This window comes from Adhaeribacter rhizoryzae, assembly GCF_008629685.1.
Classification (GTDB): Bacteria; Bacteroidota; Bacteroidia; order Cytophagales; family Hymenobacteraceae; genus Adhaeribacter; species Adhaeribacter rhizoryzae.
Genome location: NZ_VWSF01000008.1, coordinates 92,486 through 111,636, shown reverse-complemented (window position 1 = coordinate 111,636; position 19,151 = coordinate 92,486). Strand labels below are relative to the sequence as shown.

The 19,151-nt window shown below is 43.8% G+C and carries 18 protein-coding genes; 14 read left to right on the top strand and 4 right to left on the bottom strand.

Features of this window, described 5'->3' with window-relative positions:
• Positions 1-358 precede the first annotated feature (358 nt).
• The gene (locus tag F0145_RS12290; RefSeq protein WP_150088709.1) at positions 359-2,338 is read right to left on the bottom strand and encodes an alpha-ketoacid dehydrogenase subunit alpha/beta; all 1,980 of its coding nucleotides are present in this window, start codon (positions 2,336-2,338) and stop codon (positions 359-361) included.
• A gap of 181 nt (positions 2,339-2,519) precedes the next feature.
• On the opposite strand from F0145_RS12290, the gene F0145_RS12285 reads away from it, so the two are divergent.
• A complete protein-coding gene (locus F0145_RS12285) occupies positions 2,520-3,791 on the top strand; it encodes a M16 family metallopeptidase (RefSeq protein ID WP_150088708.1) in 1,272 nt (423 codons plus the stop codon).
• Between the two features lie 103 nt (positions 3,792-3,894).
• Here F0145_RS12285 and F0145_RS12280 read toward each other — a convergent pair whose 3' ends face one another.
• On the bottom strand, positions 3,895-5,421 hold the full coding sequence (locus F0145_RS12280) for a T9SS type A sorting domain-containing protein (RefSeq protein WP_150088707.1): 1,527 nt from the start codon (positions 5,419-5,421) through the stop codon (positions 3,895-3,897).
• 284 nt (positions 5,422-5,705) lie between these two features.
• On the opposite strand from F0145_RS12280, the gene ispF reads away from it, so the two are divergent.
• From ispF to F0145_RS12245, 7 genes are all read left to right on the top strand, one after another.
• Complete coding sequence (ispF, locus tag F0145_RS12275; protein ID WP_150088706.1) at positions 5,706-6,185, top strand: 2-C-methyl-D-erythritol 2,4-cyclodiphosphate synthase; 480 nt, start codon at positions 5,706-5,708, stop codon at positions 6,183-6,185.
• 38 nt (positions 6,186-6,223) lie between these two features.
• Positions 6,224-7,882 carry a M28 family peptidase gene (locus F0145_RS12270; protein ID WP_150088705.1) on the top strand — a complete coding sequence of 553 codons (1,659 nt, stop codon included), beginning with the start codon at positions 6,224-6,226 and terminating at the stop codon, positions 7,880-7,882.
• A gap of 32 nt (positions 7,883-7,914) precedes the next feature.
• Positions 7,915-8,304: a hypothetical protein gene (locus F0145_RS12265; RefSeq protein ID WP_150088704.1), complete on the top strand. Its 390-nt coding sequence runs from the start codon at positions 7,915-7,917 to the stop codon at positions 8,302-8,304.
• 278 nt (positions 8,305-8,582) lie between these two features.
• A complete protein-coding gene (locus F0145_RS12260) occupies positions 8,583-9,962 on the top strand; it encodes a LutB/LldF family L-lactate oxidation iron-sulfur protein (protein WP_150088703.1) in 1,380 nt (459 codons plus the stop codon).
• Between the two features lie 284 nt (positions 9,963-10,246).
• Positions 10,247-10,747, top strand: coding sequence for a GAF domain-containing protein (locus tag F0145_RS12255; RefSeq protein WP_150088702.1), 501 nt, complete (start codon positions 10,247-10,249; stop codon positions 10,745-10,747).
• A 260-nt stretch (positions 10,748-11,007) separates the two neighbouring features.
• Entirely contained in the window at positions 11,008-11,892 is an 885-nt protein-coding gene (locus F0145_RS12250; protein WP_190277537.1) for a glycerophosphodiester phosphodiesterase, read from the top strand.
• Entirely contained in the window at positions 11,893-12,561 is a 669-nt protein-coding gene (locus tag F0145_RS12245) for an SdpI family protein (protein WP_150088700.1), read from the top strand.
• 2 nt (positions 12,562-12,563) lie between these two features.
• Here the strand turns inward: F0145_RS12245 and sdaAA are convergent, their stop codons facing one another.
• Both sdaAA and F0145_RS12235 read right to left on the bottom strand, forming a co-directional pair.
• Complete coding sequence (gene sdaAA, locus F0145_RS12240) at positions 12,564-13,469, bottom strand: L-serine ammonia-lyase, iron-sulfur-dependent, subunit alpha (RefSeq protein ID WP_150088699.1); 906 nt, start codon at positions 13,467-13,469, stop codon at positions 12,564-12,566.
• Positions 13,470-13,577: 108 nt separating this feature from the next.
• Positions 13,578-14,993, bottom strand: coding sequence for a thioredoxin-like domain-containing protein (locus tag F0145_RS12235; protein WP_150088698.1), 1,416 nt, complete (start codon positions 14,991-14,993; stop codon positions 13,578-13,580).
• Between the two features lie 258 nt (positions 14,994-15,251).
• On the opposite strand from F0145_RS12235, the gene F0145_RS12230 reads away from it, so the two are divergent.
• The 6 genes from F0145_RS12230 to F0145_RS12205 all read left to right on the top strand — a co-directional run bounded on the left by F0145_RS12230 (position 15,252) and on the right by F0145_RS12205 (position 19,105).
• A complete protein-coding gene (locus F0145_RS12230) occupies positions 15,252-15,761 on the top strand; it encodes an NADH-quinone oxidoreductase subunit A (protein WP_150088697.1) in 510 nt (169 codons plus the stop codon).
• Between the two features lie 59 nt (positions 15,762-15,820).
• Positions 15,821-16,381 carry an NADH-quinone oxidoreductase subunit B gene (locus F0145_RS12225; protein WP_150088696.1) on the top strand — a complete coding sequence of 187 codons (561 nt, stop codon included), beginning with the start codon at positions 15,821-15,823 and terminating at the stop codon, positions 16,379-16,381.
• A gap of 165 nt (positions 16,382-16,546) precedes the next feature.
• Positions 16,547-16,792 (top strand): hypothetical protein, encoded by a 246-nt coding sequence (locus tag F0145_RS12220; RefSeq protein WP_150088695.1) that lies wholly within the window; start codon positions 16,547-16,549, stop codon positions 16,790-16,792.
• Complete coding sequence (locus F0145_RS12215; protein WP_150088694.1) at positions 16,774-17,079, top strand: type II toxin-antitoxin system RelE/ParE family toxin; 306 nt, start codon at positions 16,774-16,776, stop codon at positions 17,077-17,079. Before F0145_RS12220 ends, F0145_RS12215 begins: the two co-directional genes overlap by 19 nt.
• Before the next feature lie 145 nt (positions 17,080-17,224).
• Complete coding sequence (locus F0145_RS12210; RefSeq protein WP_150088693.1) at positions 17,225-17,782, top strand: NADH-quinone oxidoreductase subunit C; 558 nt, start codon at positions 17,225-17,227, stop codon at positions 17,780-17,782.
• A 111-nt stretch (positions 17,783-17,893) separates the two neighbouring features.
• Positions 17,894-19,105, top strand: coding sequence for an NADH-quinone oxidoreductase subunit D (locus F0145_RS12205; RefSeq protein WP_150088815.1), 1,212 nt, complete (start codon positions 17,894-17,896; stop codon positions 19,103-19,105).
• Positions 19,106-19,151 lie beyond the last annotated feature (46 nt).

Sequence of the window (19,151 nt, the reverse complement as noted above, 5' to 3'; positions counted from 1 at the left end):
CTTGATTAAGCCATCTTTCCCGTAATCTACCTTTTCGCCCAGCGGGCCTTCGCTGGACTTACCCGAAACTGATTTTGTTTTAAACAAGCCAAATTTCTTATCGGTACCAAACTTAGGACACGGAATTTTACCATTCCGGCAACTTGCCAGTAACAAGCTCGCTGCCAATAACATTAAAAAAGAACTTCTTACTACTTTCAAAGACAATCAGATTTATGCAATTGTTCAAAAATAAAGAATAAATACATATTTATAATTTAATAAATACGATGCAAACAGCCCCACCAAAATAACTATAAGTTGCTCCTGGTTTTTTATCAAATGAAAACTTGAGCATGTTACAGTTAGGCTTAACCCATTAATATTTAAGCAGTTGCTCTACTTTTTCTTGCAGGCGCTGCACCGGTAAAAACTGCTGCTCCAGCGGCGGCGAAAAAGGTACGGCCGTATCGAGGCTGGCTACCCGAATAACCGGTCCATCGAGGTAAGTAAAGCAATTTTCTGATATCCAGGCGCTAATCTCGGCGCCAATGCCACCGGTTAAAGTATCTTCGTGCAAAATAAGCACCCTACCGGTTTTCTTAACGGTTCTGGCCACCGCTTCCTGATCCCAAGGTAGCAAAGTACGCAAATCCAAAATATCGGCGCTTACTTCGGGCATGGTTTGCAATAAGTGTGCGGCCCAATGTACGCCCATGCCGTAGGTTATTATTGAAATATCACTGCCTTCGGTAACCATTTTGGCTTTACCAATTTCTAAGGTATAATAATCGTCGGGAATTTGGCTGGCAATAGAACGGTATAATAATTTATGCTCGAAATACAGTACCGGGTTAGGATCTTCGATGGCCGCATTTAACAACCCTTTGGCATCGTAGGGGCTGGATGGATACACAACTTTTAAACCGGGCGTATGGAAAAACCAGGCTTCGTTCGATTGCGAATGGAATGGTCCGGCGGCGGTACCCGCCCCAGTTGGCATCCGGATTACTACGTCGGCGTTCTGGCCCCAGCGGTAATGCGATTTAGCTAAATTATTTACCACCTGATTAAAGCCACAAGTCACAAAATCGGCAAACTGCATTTCTATTACCGATTTCTTCGCCTTCACCGACATGCCCAAACCAATACCCACAATAGCCGATTCGCACAATGGCGTGTTGCGAATGCGTTGCTTGCCAAACTGCTCCACAAAACCTTCGGTTACTTTAAAAACGCCGCCGTACTCCGCAATATCCTGTCCCATTATTACTAGTTCGGGGTAGCGCTCCAGGCTTTGCCGCAACCCATCCGCAATAGCATCTACAAACCGTTTTTCGGTAGTATCTGCACTAGTTGGCGCTATTAACACCTGGTTAAACGAGCGGTACATATCGGCCAGTTCTTCGGCCAAATCTGGTTCGGGCAGGGGTACAGCAAAAGCTTTTTCCAGGCCATCTTCTATTAAATTTTTAAGTTCTTCCCGAATAGCCACTTGCGACCGGGCGGTCAGCACCATTTCGTCGAGGAGATATTTTTCGAAATTTTCAACCGGATCTTTCTTGGTCCATTTCTCGAACAATTCCTGCGGTACGTATTTGGTGCCGGAAGCTTCTTCGTGGCCCCGCATCCGGAAAGTCATGGCTTCGATTAATATGGGGCGAGGATTTTGGCGGAGGCTGGCAGCGGCCTGCCGCACCGTATCGTACACTTCTACCACGTTGTTGCCATCTATCTGCAAGGTATCGATGCCGTAAGCCGGACCTTTATCGATAAAACTGGCGAATTTAAACTGCTCGCTGTTGGGCGTGGAAAGACCGTAGCCATTATTTTCGATCATAAATATAACCGGCAAACTCCAGACAGCCGCTACATTTAAAGCCTCGTGAAAATCGCCTTCGCTGGCGCCACCATCACCGCTAAAAACCAAAGTTGCTTTTTGTTTTTTATCCAGCAAATCGGCTAAGGCAATACCATCGGCAACAGCTAGTTGCGGCCCCAGGTGCGAAATCATGCCCACAATGTGGTGTTCTTTGCTGCCAAAGTGAAACGACCGATCGCGGCCTTTGGTAAAGCCGGTTTTCTTTCCCTGAAATTGCGCAAACAACCGTTCCAAAGGAATATTACGGCCGGTAAAAACACCTAAATTGCGGTGCAGCGGCAATATATATTCATCGGGGTTTAACGCCAGCGTAGCCCCTACCGAAATAGCTTCCTGCCCAATACCCGAAAACCATTTGGTAATGCGGCCTTGCCGGAGCAAAATCAGCATGCGTTCTTCAATCAGGCGGGGCAGCAATATGCCCCGGTATAAGGCCAGTAAATCGTCGTCGGTATATTGTTTGCGGTTAAAATTCATCTTGGGCAACTAAAAATTATTCAAAATTAAGGTAAAAACTAACATTTATTGAATCTCTTGTTTTAAATGTCGAATTTTGAAAAGAATTATCCATATCAATTCGTTTTCCGTATGCTTTTGCCATAGAGGTGGCACCGGCATCAGGAATAAATTTTCCAGCTTAAAAAGAAATAATTAGCCCGTGATAGATTTTAAAGAATTTACCTTAGATAATGGCCTGCGGGTGGTAGTACACGAAGATTTTACCACACCCATGACCGTGTTAAACGTGTTGTACGACGTAGGCTCGAAAGACGAAGCCGAATCCCAAACCGGTTTTGCGCATTTATTTGAGCATTTAATGTTTAGCGGCTCGGTAAATATTCCGAGTTACGACGAGCCGCTGCAAAAAGTAGGCGGCGAAAATAATGCTTTTACCAGCCCCGATATTACCAACTATTATTTATCGGTGCCGGCCCAGAATATTGAAACCGGTTTCTGGCTCGAATCTGACCGGATGCTGGGTTTGGCTTTCGATGAGAACGGCCTGGAAGTACAGCGCAAAGTGGTAATTGAAGAGTTTAAACAAAATTATTTAAACCAGCCTTACGGCGATGTGTGGCTAAAACTGCGGCCTTTGTCTTACGACGTGCACCCGTATAAATGGCCCACCATTGGTAAAGAAATTTCGCACATAGCCGATGCCAGAATGGAAGATGTGCGCAGCTTTTTCCGGAAACATTATTCGCCGATAAACGCCATATTGGTAATTGCCGGCAATATTACTTTTGACAAAGCCCGCGAACTTTCTGAAAAATGGTTTGGCCCGATTCCGTCCGGCGAAAAATACGAGCGCAACCTGCCTTCCGAACCTGTTCGGACCGAAGCCAAATTATTGGAGCATACCGCCAACGTACCCCTAACGGGTATTTACAAAACTTACCTGATGCCCGGCCGCAACGATGCAGATTATTATGCCGCCGATTTGGTAAGCGATATTCTGGGCCGGGGAAAATCGTCTAGGTTATACAGCGAACTGGTAAAAGAACGTAAATTATTTAACTCCATTAGTGCTTCTTGTACCGGCTCTAACGAAAAAGGCTTGCTCGTAATTCAGGGTAAGTTAAACGAAGGCGTGGATGCCCAGGTAGCCAATGCGGCCATAGAAGAAATTAATCAGAAATTAATGGAGGAACTAATAAGCGAAGAAGAACTAACCAAAGTAAAAAACCACGCCGAAGCCTCGATTGTGTTCTCCGAAATAGAATTGCTAAACCGCGCCATGAACTTAGCCCACAGCAAATTATTAGGCGATGCCAACCTGATAAACCTGGAAAGTGAAAAAGTACAAGCTGTTACGGCGCAGGATATTTTGCAGGAATCCCGGCAAATGCTGCGCCCCGATAATTGCGCCACGTTAATTTATCACGCCGATCCAAAAGAAGCAGAAGAAGCCGCAACAGCCGAAATTTAATTATTGCAACACAAAAATTTACATATAAATAAAAAATCCCCGGCTTACATAATTTAAGCCGGGGATTTTTTATTTATAACTTACTGTTTTACAAAATATTAAACTACTCTATAACCAGCTTTTTCACCGATTTAGTGCCGGTAGCCGAGATATAAACTACCTGGTAATAACCTTTTGATAAACTTGTTACTACCAGTTTGGTTTGCCTGGCTGCAACTTCGGGTTGCTTGCGCAACAGCACCTTGCCCATAATATTGAGTACCTGTATTTGCTCTTTACCAGTAGCTAAATCATGGGCAACATTTACTACCCCGTGGGCCGGATTTGGATAAAGCGTTAATGCGCGTTCGGCAACCTGGTTTTTAACAAAAATTATTTTACTGTATTCAAAATCGCCGTTTGTATCTACTTGTTTTAACCGGTAATAATTACCACCAATGGCTGGTTTGGTGTGGGTATAATTGTAGTTAATTTTAGCTGTACTATTGCCGGCACCCGCTAAAGTTGTTAATGTTTCAAAACCTTTTCCGTCGGTACTGGTTTCTACGGCAAAATATTGGTTGTTCTTTTCGGTAGCCGTTTGCCACGACAACATTGTTTGCCCGCTCTGACTTTTACCGGTAAAGTAAGTAAGGTTTACCGGCAAAATATTACCTATTGGATTTGTAGATTTAAAAGAAGAATTATTGTGCGCCACAAATGCCACATCGCTTACCCCGGATAATTTTATCTGGAAATTGCGAATATTGCTGATATTAGCGCTGGTTATACCAAAATCAGAGAAGTCGGCGGCCCATAAACGTATATCCCTGGAACCATTGGTAAACGTACTACCGGTAGCATTGCTTAAGGTCATGGGAGTAACGCTAGCTTCATAAAAGTCACCTAGCCACTGCCCAACCGGGCTGATATTAGAAAATATAATGTCTAGTGGCGTACCTATCTGGGTGCCATTAACATCGGTAAAGCTATAGCGGTCAAAAGAAGTACCGGAAGGGTCGGCCACCTGGGTTACCAGCACATCCGGAATACCATCGCCGATAGCCGCCGCCGACACACTGGTAATAGCAAAAGACATCGTACCCGCTGGTAAATTGGCCACACAGGTTCCTAAATCCAGACCATTTACGCCATCCGAAAGATAGAGCGGAATATTATTAGCTGGCGGCGGGTTGCTGGGTCCAACGGCTACCCCATCGTACATAGATCCTAAACCAATTTTAGTATTGGAGGTTACGGTACCCGGCACAGAAGTTACCGGTAAGGCTACAAAAGCCATTGGACTATGGCTAATACCTCTTAAAGAAAGTGTTTTATCGTTTACCCCGGTGGAATAAGTAACGTTATTATACTTAAATGCTAACAAATTATGACTGTTGTTGGGCTTTACCGTATTAATAGCGCCAACGCCACTCCGCCAATAGCCGCCAAAATCCGTAATAATTTCCGAAACGGCCCGGTTTGCCTGGCCATGGGCACTACCGGCAAAATACAGTAGCACCGTTAAAATTACCAGTCCTTGTTTCAGACATTGCAAGGCCAATGTTTTAAACGACTTTACGTTAGCAACTTGGGCCCTAAGCAGTACATCCACAACAGTTTCTAACCCAACAAGAGTAGAATTATTCATAAGAGATAAATTGTTTTACAATATTCAGTATGCAAACATAATTAAATATTTAATAAAAATACAAAAGCGTAATAATTATATTTTAAAGCTTTATTTACAATATTTTAAAAGGTTTATTCCTATTAATTACAATCATAAAAAATTAAAATCATTCATTTATTACAATTACATAACCACACTTACTTATAACATAAATTGCATTAACCTCAGTTATCAACAATTACTTCTTATTAAAAGAAGCGCATTCGGCATTTTTTAAGAAATTTGTATAAACAATCACTCCTATGAAAATAAGAACAGGCTTCGGCTACGATGTACACCAGTTGCGCGAAGGACTTGATTTCTGGTTAGGCGGCATTAAAATTCCGCATACGCACGGGGCGCTGGGCCACTCCGATGCCGATGTATTAATACACGTTATTTGCGATGCCTTGCTGGGCGCAGCCAACCTCCGCGATATTGGTTATCATTTCTCCGACAAAGATCCGCAATACAAAGGCATCGACTCTAAAATATTGCTGCAGCGCGTGGTAGCGCTTTTAACCGAAAACGGTTACGCCATTGGCAACATCGATTCTACGGTTTGTTTGCAGGAGCCTAAAGTAAACCCACATATTCCGGCCATGAAAACCTGTTTGGCCGAGGTAATGAACATACCCGAAGACGATATTTCGGTTAAAGCCACCACTACCGAAAAGTTAGGCTTTGTAGGCACCAAAGAAGGCGTTGCTGCGTATGCAACCGTACTTATTTACAAAGATTAATACTTAACTTACACAACCCAGACCTACAAAAACTTTATATGAATAAATCACTTTATCCTTTTATCCTATTTTTAGCCTTGGGGGCAGGTTGTGCGCCCAAACCTACTTTGCAGGGTAGCGGCAATACCAGCCAGTTACCCGCCAAAGCCAGCAACTTATCGGAGGCGGCACCTAAATACGCAGCTACCATTACGGCAGCCGATTTATCTAAGCACCTGCACATTCTGGCTTCCGACGAGTACGAAGGCCGCGATACCGGGCAAAAAGGCCAGAAAATGGCAGCGGCTTATATTGCTAAAGAATTTAAAGAAGACGGCCTGGTTGGCCCGGTAAAAAACAGCAGCACCAGTCCTTATTACCAAACTTTTGATTTAGAGAAAAGCGCCTGGGGCGAGGGCCATATAACAGTAGGTTCCCGCAAATTTATGATGCAGCAAGATTTCTTTGTAGTAGGCAGTTCGCCGTACCAAACCGAAGAAACCGCCGAAGTAGTTTTTGCCGGCCACGGCATAGATGCGCCCAAATATTCGGACTACACCAACCTGAACGTGAAAGACAAAATGGTGGTAGTACTGGCCGGCGAACCCCGCGCCAGCAATGGCAATTATTTGGTTAGCGGCACCAGCAAAGCCTCGGACTGGGGCAACGACCCGCGCACCAAACGCAACGCCGCCATGAAACACGGCGCTAAGAGCATATTGGTAGTTACCGGTACCAATGCCGCAGAATTTAACGAACTTACCGAACGGTTAAAAAGCCACGGCAAGCGCCCCACCATTGGCCTGAAAAGCGAAACCAATGGGCAAGCCAATACCGGTATGCTGTATGTTTCGCCGGCTTTAGGTGCGGCTTTGCTGAATACCACGCCCGAGAAACTTTTTGCTTACCGCCCAGCTGCCAATGGCAAACCAAGTACAAATGCTTTCTCCAGCGCTAAAAACGTAAAAGTTAAAACTACCCGCGATATTCAGGCGCTGCCCACCGAAAACGTACTGGGCTTTATTGAAGGCACGGATAAAAAAGACGAAATTGTGGTGATAACTGCGCACTACGACCACGTAGGCGTAAATGAAGACTTACCCGGCGATAAAATATTCAACGGTGCCAACGACGATGGCTCTGGTACGGTAGCCGTAATTGAAATGGCTGAAGCCTTTGCCCAAGCCAAGAAAGATGGCGTTGGTCCGCGCCGCAGTATGCTGTTTATGACCGTAACTGCCGAAGAAAAAGGTTTACTAGGCTCCGAATATTATTCTAATAATCCGGTGTTTCCGCTGGCAAATACGGTAGCCAACATAAATATTGATATGATTGGTCGCATGGATAAAAAATACGAGCGTACCAAAGACAGCAATTATATTTATGTGATTGGCGCAGACAAACTTTCTTCGGAATTGCACCAGATAAACGAGCAAGCCAACCAGCAATACGTTAAGCTAAAGCTGGATTATACGTTTAACGACGAAAACGATCCCAACCGTTTCTACTATCGCTCCGACCATTACAACTTTGCCAAGCACCGGATTCCCATTATTTTTTACTTCAACGGCGTGCACGACGATTACCACCAACCCAGCGACGAAGTAGATAAAATATTATTTGACAGTGCCGAAAAAGTATCCCGCCTGGCCTTTTACACGGCCTGGGAAATAGCAAACCGCGAAGAACGCCTGAAAGTAGATAGTAATAAGCAGTAGCTGGCAGGGGATTAGTTGTAAGCAATATTAATATGAATCCTAAAGTCGAAGGAGAAAAAGGAAGGCTAGAAATAAAAGTAAAAGCTGGGTTTCTAGGTGTTAAGTTTTTGCCAAAGGTGGTTGCTTTCGCCTCTACTAATTTCAATCCTAAACTTATATTATCAGAAGCAGGCATTGAATATCGCGCATTTTTATTCACTAGCAGAATTGATTATAGCGAAATTGAAAAAATTGATATCCTAATCTGGATAAAAACTAATAATATTTACTTTATAAGAACTAATTCAATTATCACAGTAAGCTTGAATACTAATAATGAAACCGAGTTGTATACGAGTCTTCATTATTTAGTAGAAAAGGGATGTGTTCTTAGCGAGAGAGCAGAAGAATTTTATTTAAATAAGAAAAATAAAATCTTCTAAGTTGAAATATTACTGCTTACAACACCTTTACTATAGCTACGCTACTGTAAAGCCCAGTACGTTATTAGCTATTAGTGGTTAGTAAATAAGCCAGTAGTATTATACCCCTATGGCATCAGGCTGATTAAAACTCGTTTGAGATGCGACATAAACGGCGGGTTATTACGTTCTTTCTAAAGCGGTTTACTCTTGTTCATTTTCCAGAGGAGATTAGCCGCTATAATCAACTGGTAATAAATGGTAGTACCTTGGAAAGCTGCCCTTAAAAAATATAAACAGTGAGCATTAAATTAAAGCAATTTCTGCAGGACTCCGAGGCGAAGGCATTTGATCTGGAACACCGGCGAAAAATAAGATTTAATATTGGCAAATATAATGTTGCGGTAAAAAATGGTTTGAACCAATACGCAGACCACGAATTGGCGCGTGCCCGGGCATCTTATATTAAAACCAATGTTATTAATAACCTCGATAAATATTTAAACGAGTTCGAGCGCAATTTTACGCAGCGGGGCGGCAAGGTAATCTGGGCCCAGAACAAAGACGAAGCTCTGCGGGAAATTGGGCAAATTATGCAGCGCCGGCGGGTGAAAACAGTGGTAAAATCGAAATCGATGACCACCGAAGAAATTCATTTAAATGAATATTTGGGCAAGCACGGCATTGATACCGTAGAAACCGATTTGGGCGAATATATTGTGCAGCTCGCCGACCAGCGGCCGTACCACATTGTAACGCCGGCCATGCACATGTCTAAAAAAGATATTGCCGAGCTGTTCGTAAAAAAACTGCGTATCCGGCCTACCGATGATGCGCAGGAACTGGTGTTAACGGCCCGCATGTTGCTCCGCGACAAATATACTTCGGCCGAAGTAGGCATTACCGGCGGTAATTTTTTGATTTCGGATATTGGCGGCGTGGCTCTAACCGAAAACGAAGGCAACGGCCGTTTGTCTACTACATTCCCGAAAACGCATATTGCCATTGTTGGCATCGAGAAAGTAATTCCTTCTTTAAACGATTTGGATTTATTCTGGCCTTTGCTGGCAACCAGCGGCACCGGGCAAAATGTAACGGTTTACAATACTATTTTTACCGGCCCCAGGCAGCCTCAGGAAAAAGACGGCCCCGACGAAATGTATGTCATTCTGCTCGATAACGGCCGTACCGATTTACTGGCTTTGCCCGAAAAACGCGAAGCGCTAAACTGTATCCGGTGCGGCGCCTGCCTGAATGTTTGCCCGGTTTACAAAAATATTGGCGGCCACACCTACGAAACTACTTACAGCGGCCCTATTGGTTCGGTTATATCGCCGCACTACGAAGGCATGGCCGATAACAAGCATTTGAGTTACGCCAGTTCGTTATGCGGCGCTTGCACCTCGGTTTGTCCGGTTAAAATTAATTTGCATAGCTTACTGTTATTAAACCGGCAGCAAAGTGTAGCCGAAGGCCACGTAGATAAGCAAGAAAAAATGGCTTTCCGGGTTTGGGAAACCGCCATGAAACACAAATCGTGGGTTAACCTGGTGCCAACCGGCCTTAAAAATTACGGTTTGCGCTTAATCTTAAAAGATACCTGGAGCAAAAAACGTGAGCCGCTTACTGTACCTTCCAAAACCTTTAAAGATCTCTGGAAAGAACATCAGCAAAAATAATAATATTGCTTAGTAAGCCGCTGCTAACCCCATAGGCTTATTAAGCAATATTTTCAGTATTAAGGCTTTTGCCCACCCAAATAACTACACTACCCAAAACATAAGCCTCTTTTTTCGGTTTACCCCTTATGCTGCTTCTGGTTATTCTATACCCGGCGTAATAGCCAAAAAACTTTTTATTTAACCCAACCACTACCGGCTCCAATAATTTTCCGGCTGGTTTAAGCCGAAATAATTATTTACCCGTAAGCTAGCTTTAATATTTCCGCATTTAATTTATACTCATGCTTAATACTTTTGGTGTACCCATTATTCCGGATAACGAAACAGAAAGACTTGCCCGGTTACACGAATTACAAATACTGGATACACCCACCGAAAAATCTTTTGCGAATGTGGCGGCTATGGCGGCACACATGTTTAATGTTCCGATTGCGCTGGTTTCTTTCGTAGATTCTGACCGGGTTTGGTTTAAAGCTAATGTGGGCATGGAAGACACCCTGGAAGTAAACCGCGGCGTTAGCCTTTGTTCTTTAGTAGTATTAAACGAAGACATAACTGTTTTCAAAAACGCCACCACCGAACCTTGTTTATTGGCCAATCCTTTGGTAGTGGGGGAATTTGGCCTGCGGTTTTACGCCGGTGCTCCTATAAAAACTGCCGATGGCTATACTGTTGGTTCTATTTGCGTGGTAGATAAAGAGCCGCGCGATTTTTCAGAAGCCGACCAGCGCGTACTCCAACACCTGGCGGCCATTATAGAAGATGAAATTCAAAACCGGTAATCAATATTTAGCAATCCTTACCAAAGAATATAAAGTAAAGCTCCCAACATTTGTTCCAGGAGCTTTTTTTATTTGCCCCAAACTTCTGAAATTCCTTCAAAGTACTCTTATCGTAAACCGGAACTTAAGACTTATTTACTATTCTATTTACAAGTAAATATTAGCTTAGTATACACACTTGGGTTAATAAATATAAGCTACCCTAACTATTTTTAATGCGAGTTATTATTGTAAATTAGCTTCGCATAATTAGTATGGCCGTGGCTAAAATATTCAACAACTTTCAGCTAAAAATTAACCGGTTTGTAATAGGCCTGGGAATAATGGCCTGTGTAACCTTGTATTTTGTTTCCTGCGATTCCGGTAAAGACGAAAAAATTCAACTAACCAAACAGCGACGAAAAATAAACCTGATTGCCCACCGGGGCGCTTCCGATGTTGCCCCCGAAAACACCCTGGCCGCTGTTAAAAAAGCCTTGCAAGGCCCGGCAGATTACATAGAAGTAGATGTGCACCAAACAAAAGACGGTGCAATAATTTTAATGCACGATGCCACCGTAAACCGCACTACCAACGGGCAAGGCACCATTGCCAGTCTAACACTGGCCGAAATAAAGAAGCTGGACGCTGGCTTGTGGTACGATTCGGCGTACCAGCACGAGCGTGTACCCACCTTAAGCGAAACCTTAGCTTTGGTAAAAGGCAGAAAAAAGCTGCTTATTGAAATAAAAAAAGGCCGGGACGGATTGTATAATGGCATTGAAAATAAAATTTTAGCAATTATTCAGGAAAACAAAGCCCAAAACTGGTGTATTTTACAAACCTTCTACGACCCGGTTTTAGAAAATATCTGGAAAAACGAATTAGCCGTGCCAACACACAAATTAATAGTAGCCAAAATTCCTTTTATTCCGCTTTACTTCGACCATAGGTTACAATGGGGTAATTTCGATAAATACGACCGGGCCATGGCCATTAATGCCAACCAATATTTTACTACCCAAGGTTTTGTAAAAGAACTTCATAACAGCGGTTTCAAAACGTATCCCTGGACCGTAGACGACCCGCAAGCCATTAACCGGGTACTGGCCCTGGGTGCCGATGGTGTTATGTCCAGTTCGATTTCACAACTGGAAATTGAATAAATGCAGCAGGCAAAAAAGGCCAGCTGGTTACAAAAGGAAAGTTTACGGCTGCTAATAATTGTTCTGCCCTTTATTTTTCTGGCAATATTCTGGAACGAGTTGCCCACCCGCGTGCCGCTGCACTGGAACCTGCATGGCGAAGCAGATGGTTACGGCAGCAAACTGGCTTTTGTGGGTTTAGCGGCGTTTAACCTGTTATTGTTTGGGCTGTTTCTGGTATTGCCGCACCTCGACCCAAAAGGAAAAAGTTATGCTGTCTTTCAGCCCAAATGGTATATTCTGCAGGTAATTACCCACCTGTTTATTACTTATTTGTTTTTTATTTTTTCCTTTATGGCGTTGGGCTATGAGTTACCGGTAGCACTAACAATAAAATACGGATTAATTGGTCTGTTTCTGCTTTTGGGCAATTATTTAGGTAGTATCCGGCCAAATAATTTTATCGGTATTAAAACACCCTGGACTTTAAGTAGTTCCTATGTTTGGAATAAAACGCACCGGTTTACGGCTCAGGTTTGGGTTCTGAGTTCGCTACTGTTGTTAATATTCGATTTCTGGCACAAAAAACAATGGGTATTTTTTATTTACCTGGGTGTGCTGGTAGTAACCCCGGTGGTTTACTCGTATTTTATTTATAAAAATCACCCACCAGTAAATTCCAAGGAATAATTTTATTCCGACGGCGTATCCGGTAATATTTCGATATCCTGCACCAGTACCTGTTTTTCGATGGCCCGGCCGGTGGGCGTATTGGCTAGGCCACCTAAGGCCGTTTCTTTGTAGCGGGTTTCCATGCTCTGCCCTACTTCGCCCAAAGCCATTACACATTGATCTACGGGTATAACTGGGTCTACGCCGGCAATGGCAATTTGCGCCGAGGAAAAAGCAATGGCCGCGGCGCTGGCATTACGTACAATGCAGGGCACTTCTACCAACCCGGCCACCGGATCGCAAACCAAGCCCAGCATACATTGGATGGTAATAGCTACCGCATTAAAAGCCTGCGGCACCGTACCGCCCAGACAATACACAATGGCTCCGGCCCCCATGGCCGCCGCACTACCGGTTTCGGCCTGGCAACCACCTACAGCCCCAGCCAACGAGGCATTTTCTTCTATAATTAAAGCAATACCGGCGGCTACTAATAACGCTTCGTGAATTTTGCGGTCATCGAGTTGGTGAATATCCTGCAACGTGGTAAGTATGCCGGGTAAAATGCCCGAAGCCCCGGCCGTAGGCGCTGCCACCACCCGGCCCATACACGAGTTTACTTCTTTAGCGCCCAACGTACGCGCTATTAACAATTTAAAATCAGGACTAAGAACCGTTATTGGTGTGGCAGCAACTTTTTTGGCACCGTTGTTTACCATACCCGAGCGGGATGTCATGTTCTGGGTTAAACCGGTTTTCACGGCTTCGCGCATTACGTCGTAAGCCCGGGCAATATTTTCCCAGATATAAGCTTCGGTCCGGTCTTTCTGCTCAATTTCGTATTGTAAAACCGGCTGGTAAAGTGGTTCGCCCGTTTCCTGGTAATGCTTTTCCCAACTGGCAAAATCCTGAAATAACAACGACATGGTATTAATTTAAAATTCGTATATTTTAAGGAGCAGCAAATATTACCGCTCCTTAAAATATACGAATTTTAAATTATTTAAGCCTTGTTATTTAGTGTATAATCAGCTTTAAAAACTGATTGGCACCAGGTGTTTCTCGCTAGTTTCTAAATTTACTTTTATTAATTGGTGATGGTTGGTATCGGTAACCCACAAAAAGCCGTTTATAAATTTTACATCGTTGGGTTCATCCAGGCCGCCAATTAGGGTACGTACCCGTTTCTTTTCTAAATCGAGCACTTTTATTTTGCCGTTGTAGGTATCGGCAATATATAAATTACTGTCTACCACCGTCAGGCCAACAGCGTGTTGTAATTTCGCTACATCGGCGGCTCCGTCTAAATCGCCAAAATCGAATAAGCCATGACCTACCAAGGTATGTACCGTGCCGGCGGCTACATCTACAACTCTAATAGCGCTGGCCTCGGCATCGGCTACATACAATAAATCACCTTTCAGAGCCAGGCCGCTGGGCTGGTTAAAACTGGCTTCGTGCAAGGGGCCATTCACCAGGGCTTCGCGGCCGTTGCCAGCAAACCGCATCACTTTTTCGGTGCGTAAATCCATGCGCAATATTTGGTGATTGCCCGCATTGGCAATATACAACACTTCATCCACGAGGGCTAAATCCCAGGGACTATTCGGGTTTACGGGTTCATCTAGTTTCTCCTGGTAAAAATAATATTCCAGTTCGCCGGTGCCAGCAGCGGTAAACACCGTTCTTTCTACTAAATCCACCAGCCGAATGGCGTTGTTTTTGGTATCGGCTACGTACAAAATATTACCTTTCAGGGCTAAACCCTGTGGTTCCCGGAAAGTTGCTTCTTCGTAGGTTCCGTTATCAAAGCCGGCTTCGCCGTTGCCAATTATGGCTAGCACCTGCCCTTCTGTAGTAATTTGTAAAATGCGGTTATGCCCGCTATCCGATAAAAAAATACTACCATCGGCGGCGGCTATCATTTTGCCCGGAAATTGCAAAGGTGTATCCAGACTAGTTTCCGGCTGCAACGGCAATATTTCGCGGTTTAGCTTCGGCCCAAAATCCTGAATAAGCTGGTCGATATTGGGTTTAACCACTTCATAAATGTTTTCGCCAGCTTTCTGGCCAATTACATTCCCATCCGGATCAATTAATACTACGGTGGGCCAGGCGTTAATGGCGTACTGCCGCCATAACTCAAAATCGGCATCGTTGATAACCGGGTGGTTAATGCCAAATTTTAAGATGGCTTTCCGGATGCTGTTCTGGCTTTTCTCAGCGTCGAATTTGGCTGAGTGCACCCCAATTACCACCAGTTCTTCGGGGTATTCCGCTTCTAAGCGGTTTAAATCCGGAATAATGTGCTGGCAGTTAATGCAGCCCATGGTCCAGAAATCGAGCAGCACAACTTTACCTCGTAATTCTTTTAAAGTATAGTTCTTATCGGTATTAAGCCAACCGTGCCTGGTATTTAACTCAGGAGCACGTACACGTCCGGTTATCATAGCCTTGTTTAGGTATTAGTAGGTTCAGCGGAATTTCTATTTACAATTATATATAAATAGATAAGGGTAATTCAACAGGTTTCGGGCACTAAATGTTACGCCTAGCTATAGATAATTCTACTTAATATTTTCGTTCTTAAAGCAGGATGTAGGTACAGCCTACAGGTTAGGAATATTATTGGTTCTTTTGGAGGGCGAATAATTAAAAACAAAAAAACGTAAAATAGGATATATCTTTGTGGTTAAGATATTAAAGATATGGCAGCAGGATATTTATCGGATTTTGGCGTTATCTTATTATTTCTGATTGGCGGCGCTATTTTTATTGTAATCGGGCTTTTTACGGCCCGTTTAATCCGGCCGCACCGGCCCAACGCCGAAAAGCTGGCTACGTACGAGTGCGGCGAAGAAGCAGTAGGTAACTCGTGGGTGCAGTTTAACCCGCGGTTTTACGTAATTGCTTTAATATTTATCATTTTTGATGTAGAACTGGCATTTATGTTTCCGTGGGCCGTGGTATTTGGGCGGCGCGATTTAATAGAAGCTACAGATGGTTTATGGGGCTGGTTTGCCTTGGCTGAGATGTTCTTGTTTATAGCCATTCTGGCGCTGGGCCTGGCTTATGCCTGGGTAAAAGGTCACCTCGATTGGATTAAACCTAAACCCATTATTCCTACCATTCATTCGCCGGTACCCGCCGATTTGTACCAGCGCGTAAACGAACGGCAATACCCGATTAAGAAAGTAGAAAAACCGGCCGAAGTTTAATTACAGAATAAATTAATAACAATTGTTTAAGCTACAAGCTAAACCCTAACCGCTACATTATGAGTTTTGAGCGCGAGAAAGATGGAGAAGGCAATATAATTATTGCAAAATTAGACGATTTGCTCAACTGGGCTCGGCTTTCAGCGTTGTGGCCCATGCAGTTTGGTTTGGCTTGTTGCGCCATCGAAATGATGGGTGCCTGGTCTTCGGGCTACGACATTGACCGATTAGGCATTATCCCAAGGGCTTCGCCGCGGCAGTCGGATGTAATTATTATTTCGGGCACCGTTACCTTTAAAATGGCCGACCGCATCCGGCGGCTTTACGAACAAATGCCGGAGCCCCGCTACGTTATTTCGATGGGTAATTGCTCTAACTGCGGCGGCCCTTATTGGGAAGAAGGCTACCACGTGGTAAAAGGCGTAGACCGCATTATTCCGGTTGATGTTTATATATCCGGTTGTCCGCCCCGGCCCGAAGCCCTAATTGGCGGCTTTATGAAACTACAGGAAAAAATCCGGAACGAAAGTTTATTGGCACCTAAAGCGGTGCAGAATTTATTGGGAAAGCATAATCTGCCGGAATCAGTCGAGAATCAGCAAACGGAAGCGGTAAGTTAACTTATTTTATATAAGTATATTCGTTAGTTCAGTTACTTATATACGCCCCAATTGGCTGTACTACGTAATTATTTACTATTATATTAGTAGTTAGAGCACAAGTTAATAAAAATACAAAGCTTAGCTTAAATTGTGAGGTTTGAATAAATTTAATCAGGTTTTAATTTGGAAGAAATGGAAGCAAACAGTTTAAAAGATATATTAATTCAACGCATTCAAGCTATCAACGACGAAGCCTTTTTAAATGCATTAAAAATATTGACTGATTCTAAAGTTGAAAACGATAATTACCAATTGAATCAGTTTGAGCAGGAAAAAATAGATAAAGCCAGACAACAATATGCTAATGGAGAAACTTTCTCTCAGGAAAGCATAAAACAAGAAATTGATTCATGGCTAAAAAGCGTATAATCTGGACGAAAGAAGCTAAACTTGATTTTAAAGCAACTTTACAATATTATACTGAAAGAAACGGTACCAGCGACTATAGCAAAAAACTGGCGGACGAAATCTTTCAAATAATAGAAAAACTTCAAAATAACTTCTTCTTAGGCCGACAGACCTCTGATGCTAGTGTCCGGATTCTGATAAAAAGTACATTCTCTATTTTCTATGAAATTAAAGAAAAAGAAATCCTGATTCTTGTGGTTTGGGATTCGAGAAGAAATCCAGACGAGTTAGAAAAATATATACCCTGATACGTTAGGTAAAACACTTTAAACGGAGAAATCTTTAAAGCTAAGAATTAACGGCGCTTAAACTTAAACTACCATCACCAATTAATTAACGTTACCACCAGGTAAAGTAATAGCTGATTCCGGTAAAATATTAAAGATAGAAAGTGTGTCTTACAACGAAATAAAAGAACTAATAATAGCCAGATTTGGCACCGAAATAATTACCGGCGAAAACACGCAAAATCCGCAACCGTTTTTAATTATTAAAACGGAGCGGCTCGCCGATGTTTGCCAGGAATTATTTTCCAATCCCCAAACTTATTTCGATTATTTGGCCTGTATTACTGGTTTAGATAACGGTCCGGAAGCGGGTACCCTCGAAGTAATTTATAATTTATATTCTATCCCGTACGACCACCACTTAACTTTAAAAGTAGTTACGGAGCGTTTAACTCCCACCGGAACCTTACCCGACGTACCTACCGTAACCCATATCTGGCGCACCGCCGACTGGCACGAACGCGAAGCTTATGATTTGGTGGGAATTAATTTTACCAACCACCCCGATTTACGCCGCATTTTATGCGCCCACGATTGGGAAGGTCACCCGTTGCGCCGCGATTACGAATGGCCGGAATATTACCACGGCCTGAAAGTGCGCTACGACAACCACAACGAGGTAAACGGCTTTAAAGGCGAATATTTTAAAACTTTCGAATCTTAATATTTAAAGCATTACCGGTAATCAAATTAAAAATTGCGGCTAAATAGTAACAGCCGAAAACTAAAGTAAATATTGCCGCAGGTTTTAATTCTGGGCAACAGACAAAAAGAAATGTCGCAACCTAGCTCCCCCTATTCTAATTATATTATTCAGGCCGAGCCTACTTTGCATAACCCCGATAACCTGAAAGCCGGGGAAATGCTGCTGAACATGGGCCCGCAACACCCATCTACGCACGGCGTTTTGCGCCTGGAGGTAATTACCGACGGCGAAATAATAACCGATGTAGTGCCCCATATTGGTTACCTGCACCGCTGTTTCGAGAAACACGCCGAAACCCGCGCCTACAACCTGACCATTCCGTTCGTAGATCGCATGGATTATTTGGCGGCCATGAACTCGGAGCACGTTTGGGCCATGGGCGTCGAGAAAATGTTAGGGATTGATGGGCAGTTGCCCCGCCGGGTAGAATTTATCCGGGTATTGGTGGCCGAACTAAACCGAATTGCCTCGCATTTTCTGGCTATTGGCACCTATGCCATTGATATTGGGGCCTATACGCCTTTTTTGTGGATGCTCCGCGACCGTGAACACATTCAGCGTTTACTCGAATGGGTATCGGGTGCGCGCATGCTTTATAATTACATCTGGATTGGCGGCCTTTACTACGATTTGCCAATAGGCTTTGAAGAACGTTGCCGCGAGTTTATCGATTATTTGCAACCTAAACTGGATGAATTTGAAGACATCCTCCTGAAAAATAAAATATTCATAGACCGCACCGCCAATATTGGGGTTCTGCCGCTTAACGTAGCCATTAATTACGGTTGCTCCGGCCCGATGCTGCGCGGATCGGGGCTTAAATTTGATTTGCGGCGGGTAGATGGCTACTCGGTTTACCCAGAACTGGAATTTGATATACCCGTGGGCCAAGGCATTATGGGTACTACCGGCGACTGCTGGGACCGCAACTACATACGCGCCCTGGAATGCCGCGAGTCGTCTAAAATTATCCGCCAATGTTTAGACCACTTAGAAACGGATTGCAAACGCACCCCCGATTTTGATCCGCAGGCCATGTGCCCGAAAAAAATACGCCCGAAAGAACAGGAATTATATTTTAGGGCCGAAACGCCCCGCGGTGAATTAGGCTATTTTTTCCGCGCAACCGGCAAATCCGATATTCCGTTCCGGTGCAAAGGCCGCTCGCCGTGCTTTTCTAATTTATCGGTGCTACACGAAATTTCGCGGGGCTGCATGGTTGCCGATATGATTGCCATTGTGGGTTCCGTAGATATTGTGCTGGGCGAACTGGACCGGTAAGCCGATTAAGCTCAAAGGGAAGTTTAAGTAGCTTAAGTTTAAAGCT

Bases quoted from the DNA above. Each gene is read 5' to 3' on its own strand.
- F0145_RS12225 (WP_150088696.1), top strand. From the start codon at position 15,821: ATGAGTTTTGAGCGCGAGAAAGATGGAGAAGGCAATATAATTATTGCA.
- F0145_RS12270 (WP_150088705.1), top strand. From the start codon at position 6,224: ATGAATAAATCACTTTATCCTTTTATCCTATTTTTAGCCTTGGGGGCA.
- F0145_RS12245 (WP_150088700.1), top strand. From the start codon at position 11,893: ATGCAGCAGGCAAAAAAGGCCAGCTGGTTACAAAAGGAAAGTTTACGG.
- F0145_RS12255 (WP_150088702.1), top strand. From the start codon at position 10,247: ATGCTTAATACTTTTGGTGTACCCATTATTCCGGATAACGAAACAGAA.
- F0145_RS12205 (WP_150088815.1), top strand. From the start codon at position 17,894: ATGTCGCAACCTAGCTCCCCCTATTCTAATTATATTATTCAGGCCGAG.
- F0145_RS12215 (WP_150088694.1), top strand. From the start codon at position 16,774: ATGGCTAAAAAGCGTATAATCTGGACGAAAGAAGCTAAACTTGATTTT.
- F0145_RS12290 (WP_150088709.1), bottom strand. From the start codon at position 2,338: ATGAATTTTAACCGCAAACAATATACCGACGACGATTTACTGGCCTTA.
- F0145_RS12230 (WP_150088697.1), top strand. From the start codon at position 15,252: ATGGCAGCAGGATATTTATCGGATTTTGGCGTTATCTTATTATTTCTG.
- ispF (WP_150088706.1), top strand. From the start codon at position 5,706: ATGAAAATAAGAACAGGCTTCGGCTACGATGTACACCAGTTGCGCGAA.
- F0145_RS12265 (WP_150088704.1), top strand. From the start codon at position 7,915: ATGAATCCTAAAGTCGAAGGAGAAAAAGGAAGGCTAGAAATAAAAGTA.
- sdaAA (WP_150088699.1), bottom strand. From the start codon at position 13,469: ATGTCGTTGTTATTTCAGGATTTTGCCAGTTGGGAAAAGCATTACCAG.
- F0145_RS12235 (WP_150088698.1), bottom strand. From the start codon at position 14,993: ATGATAACCGGACGTGTACGTGCTCCTGAGTTAAATACCAGGCACGGT.
- F0145_RS12280 (WP_150088707.1), bottom strand. From the start codon at position 5,421: ATGAATAATTCTACTCTTGTTGGGTTAGAAACTGTTGTGGATGTACTG.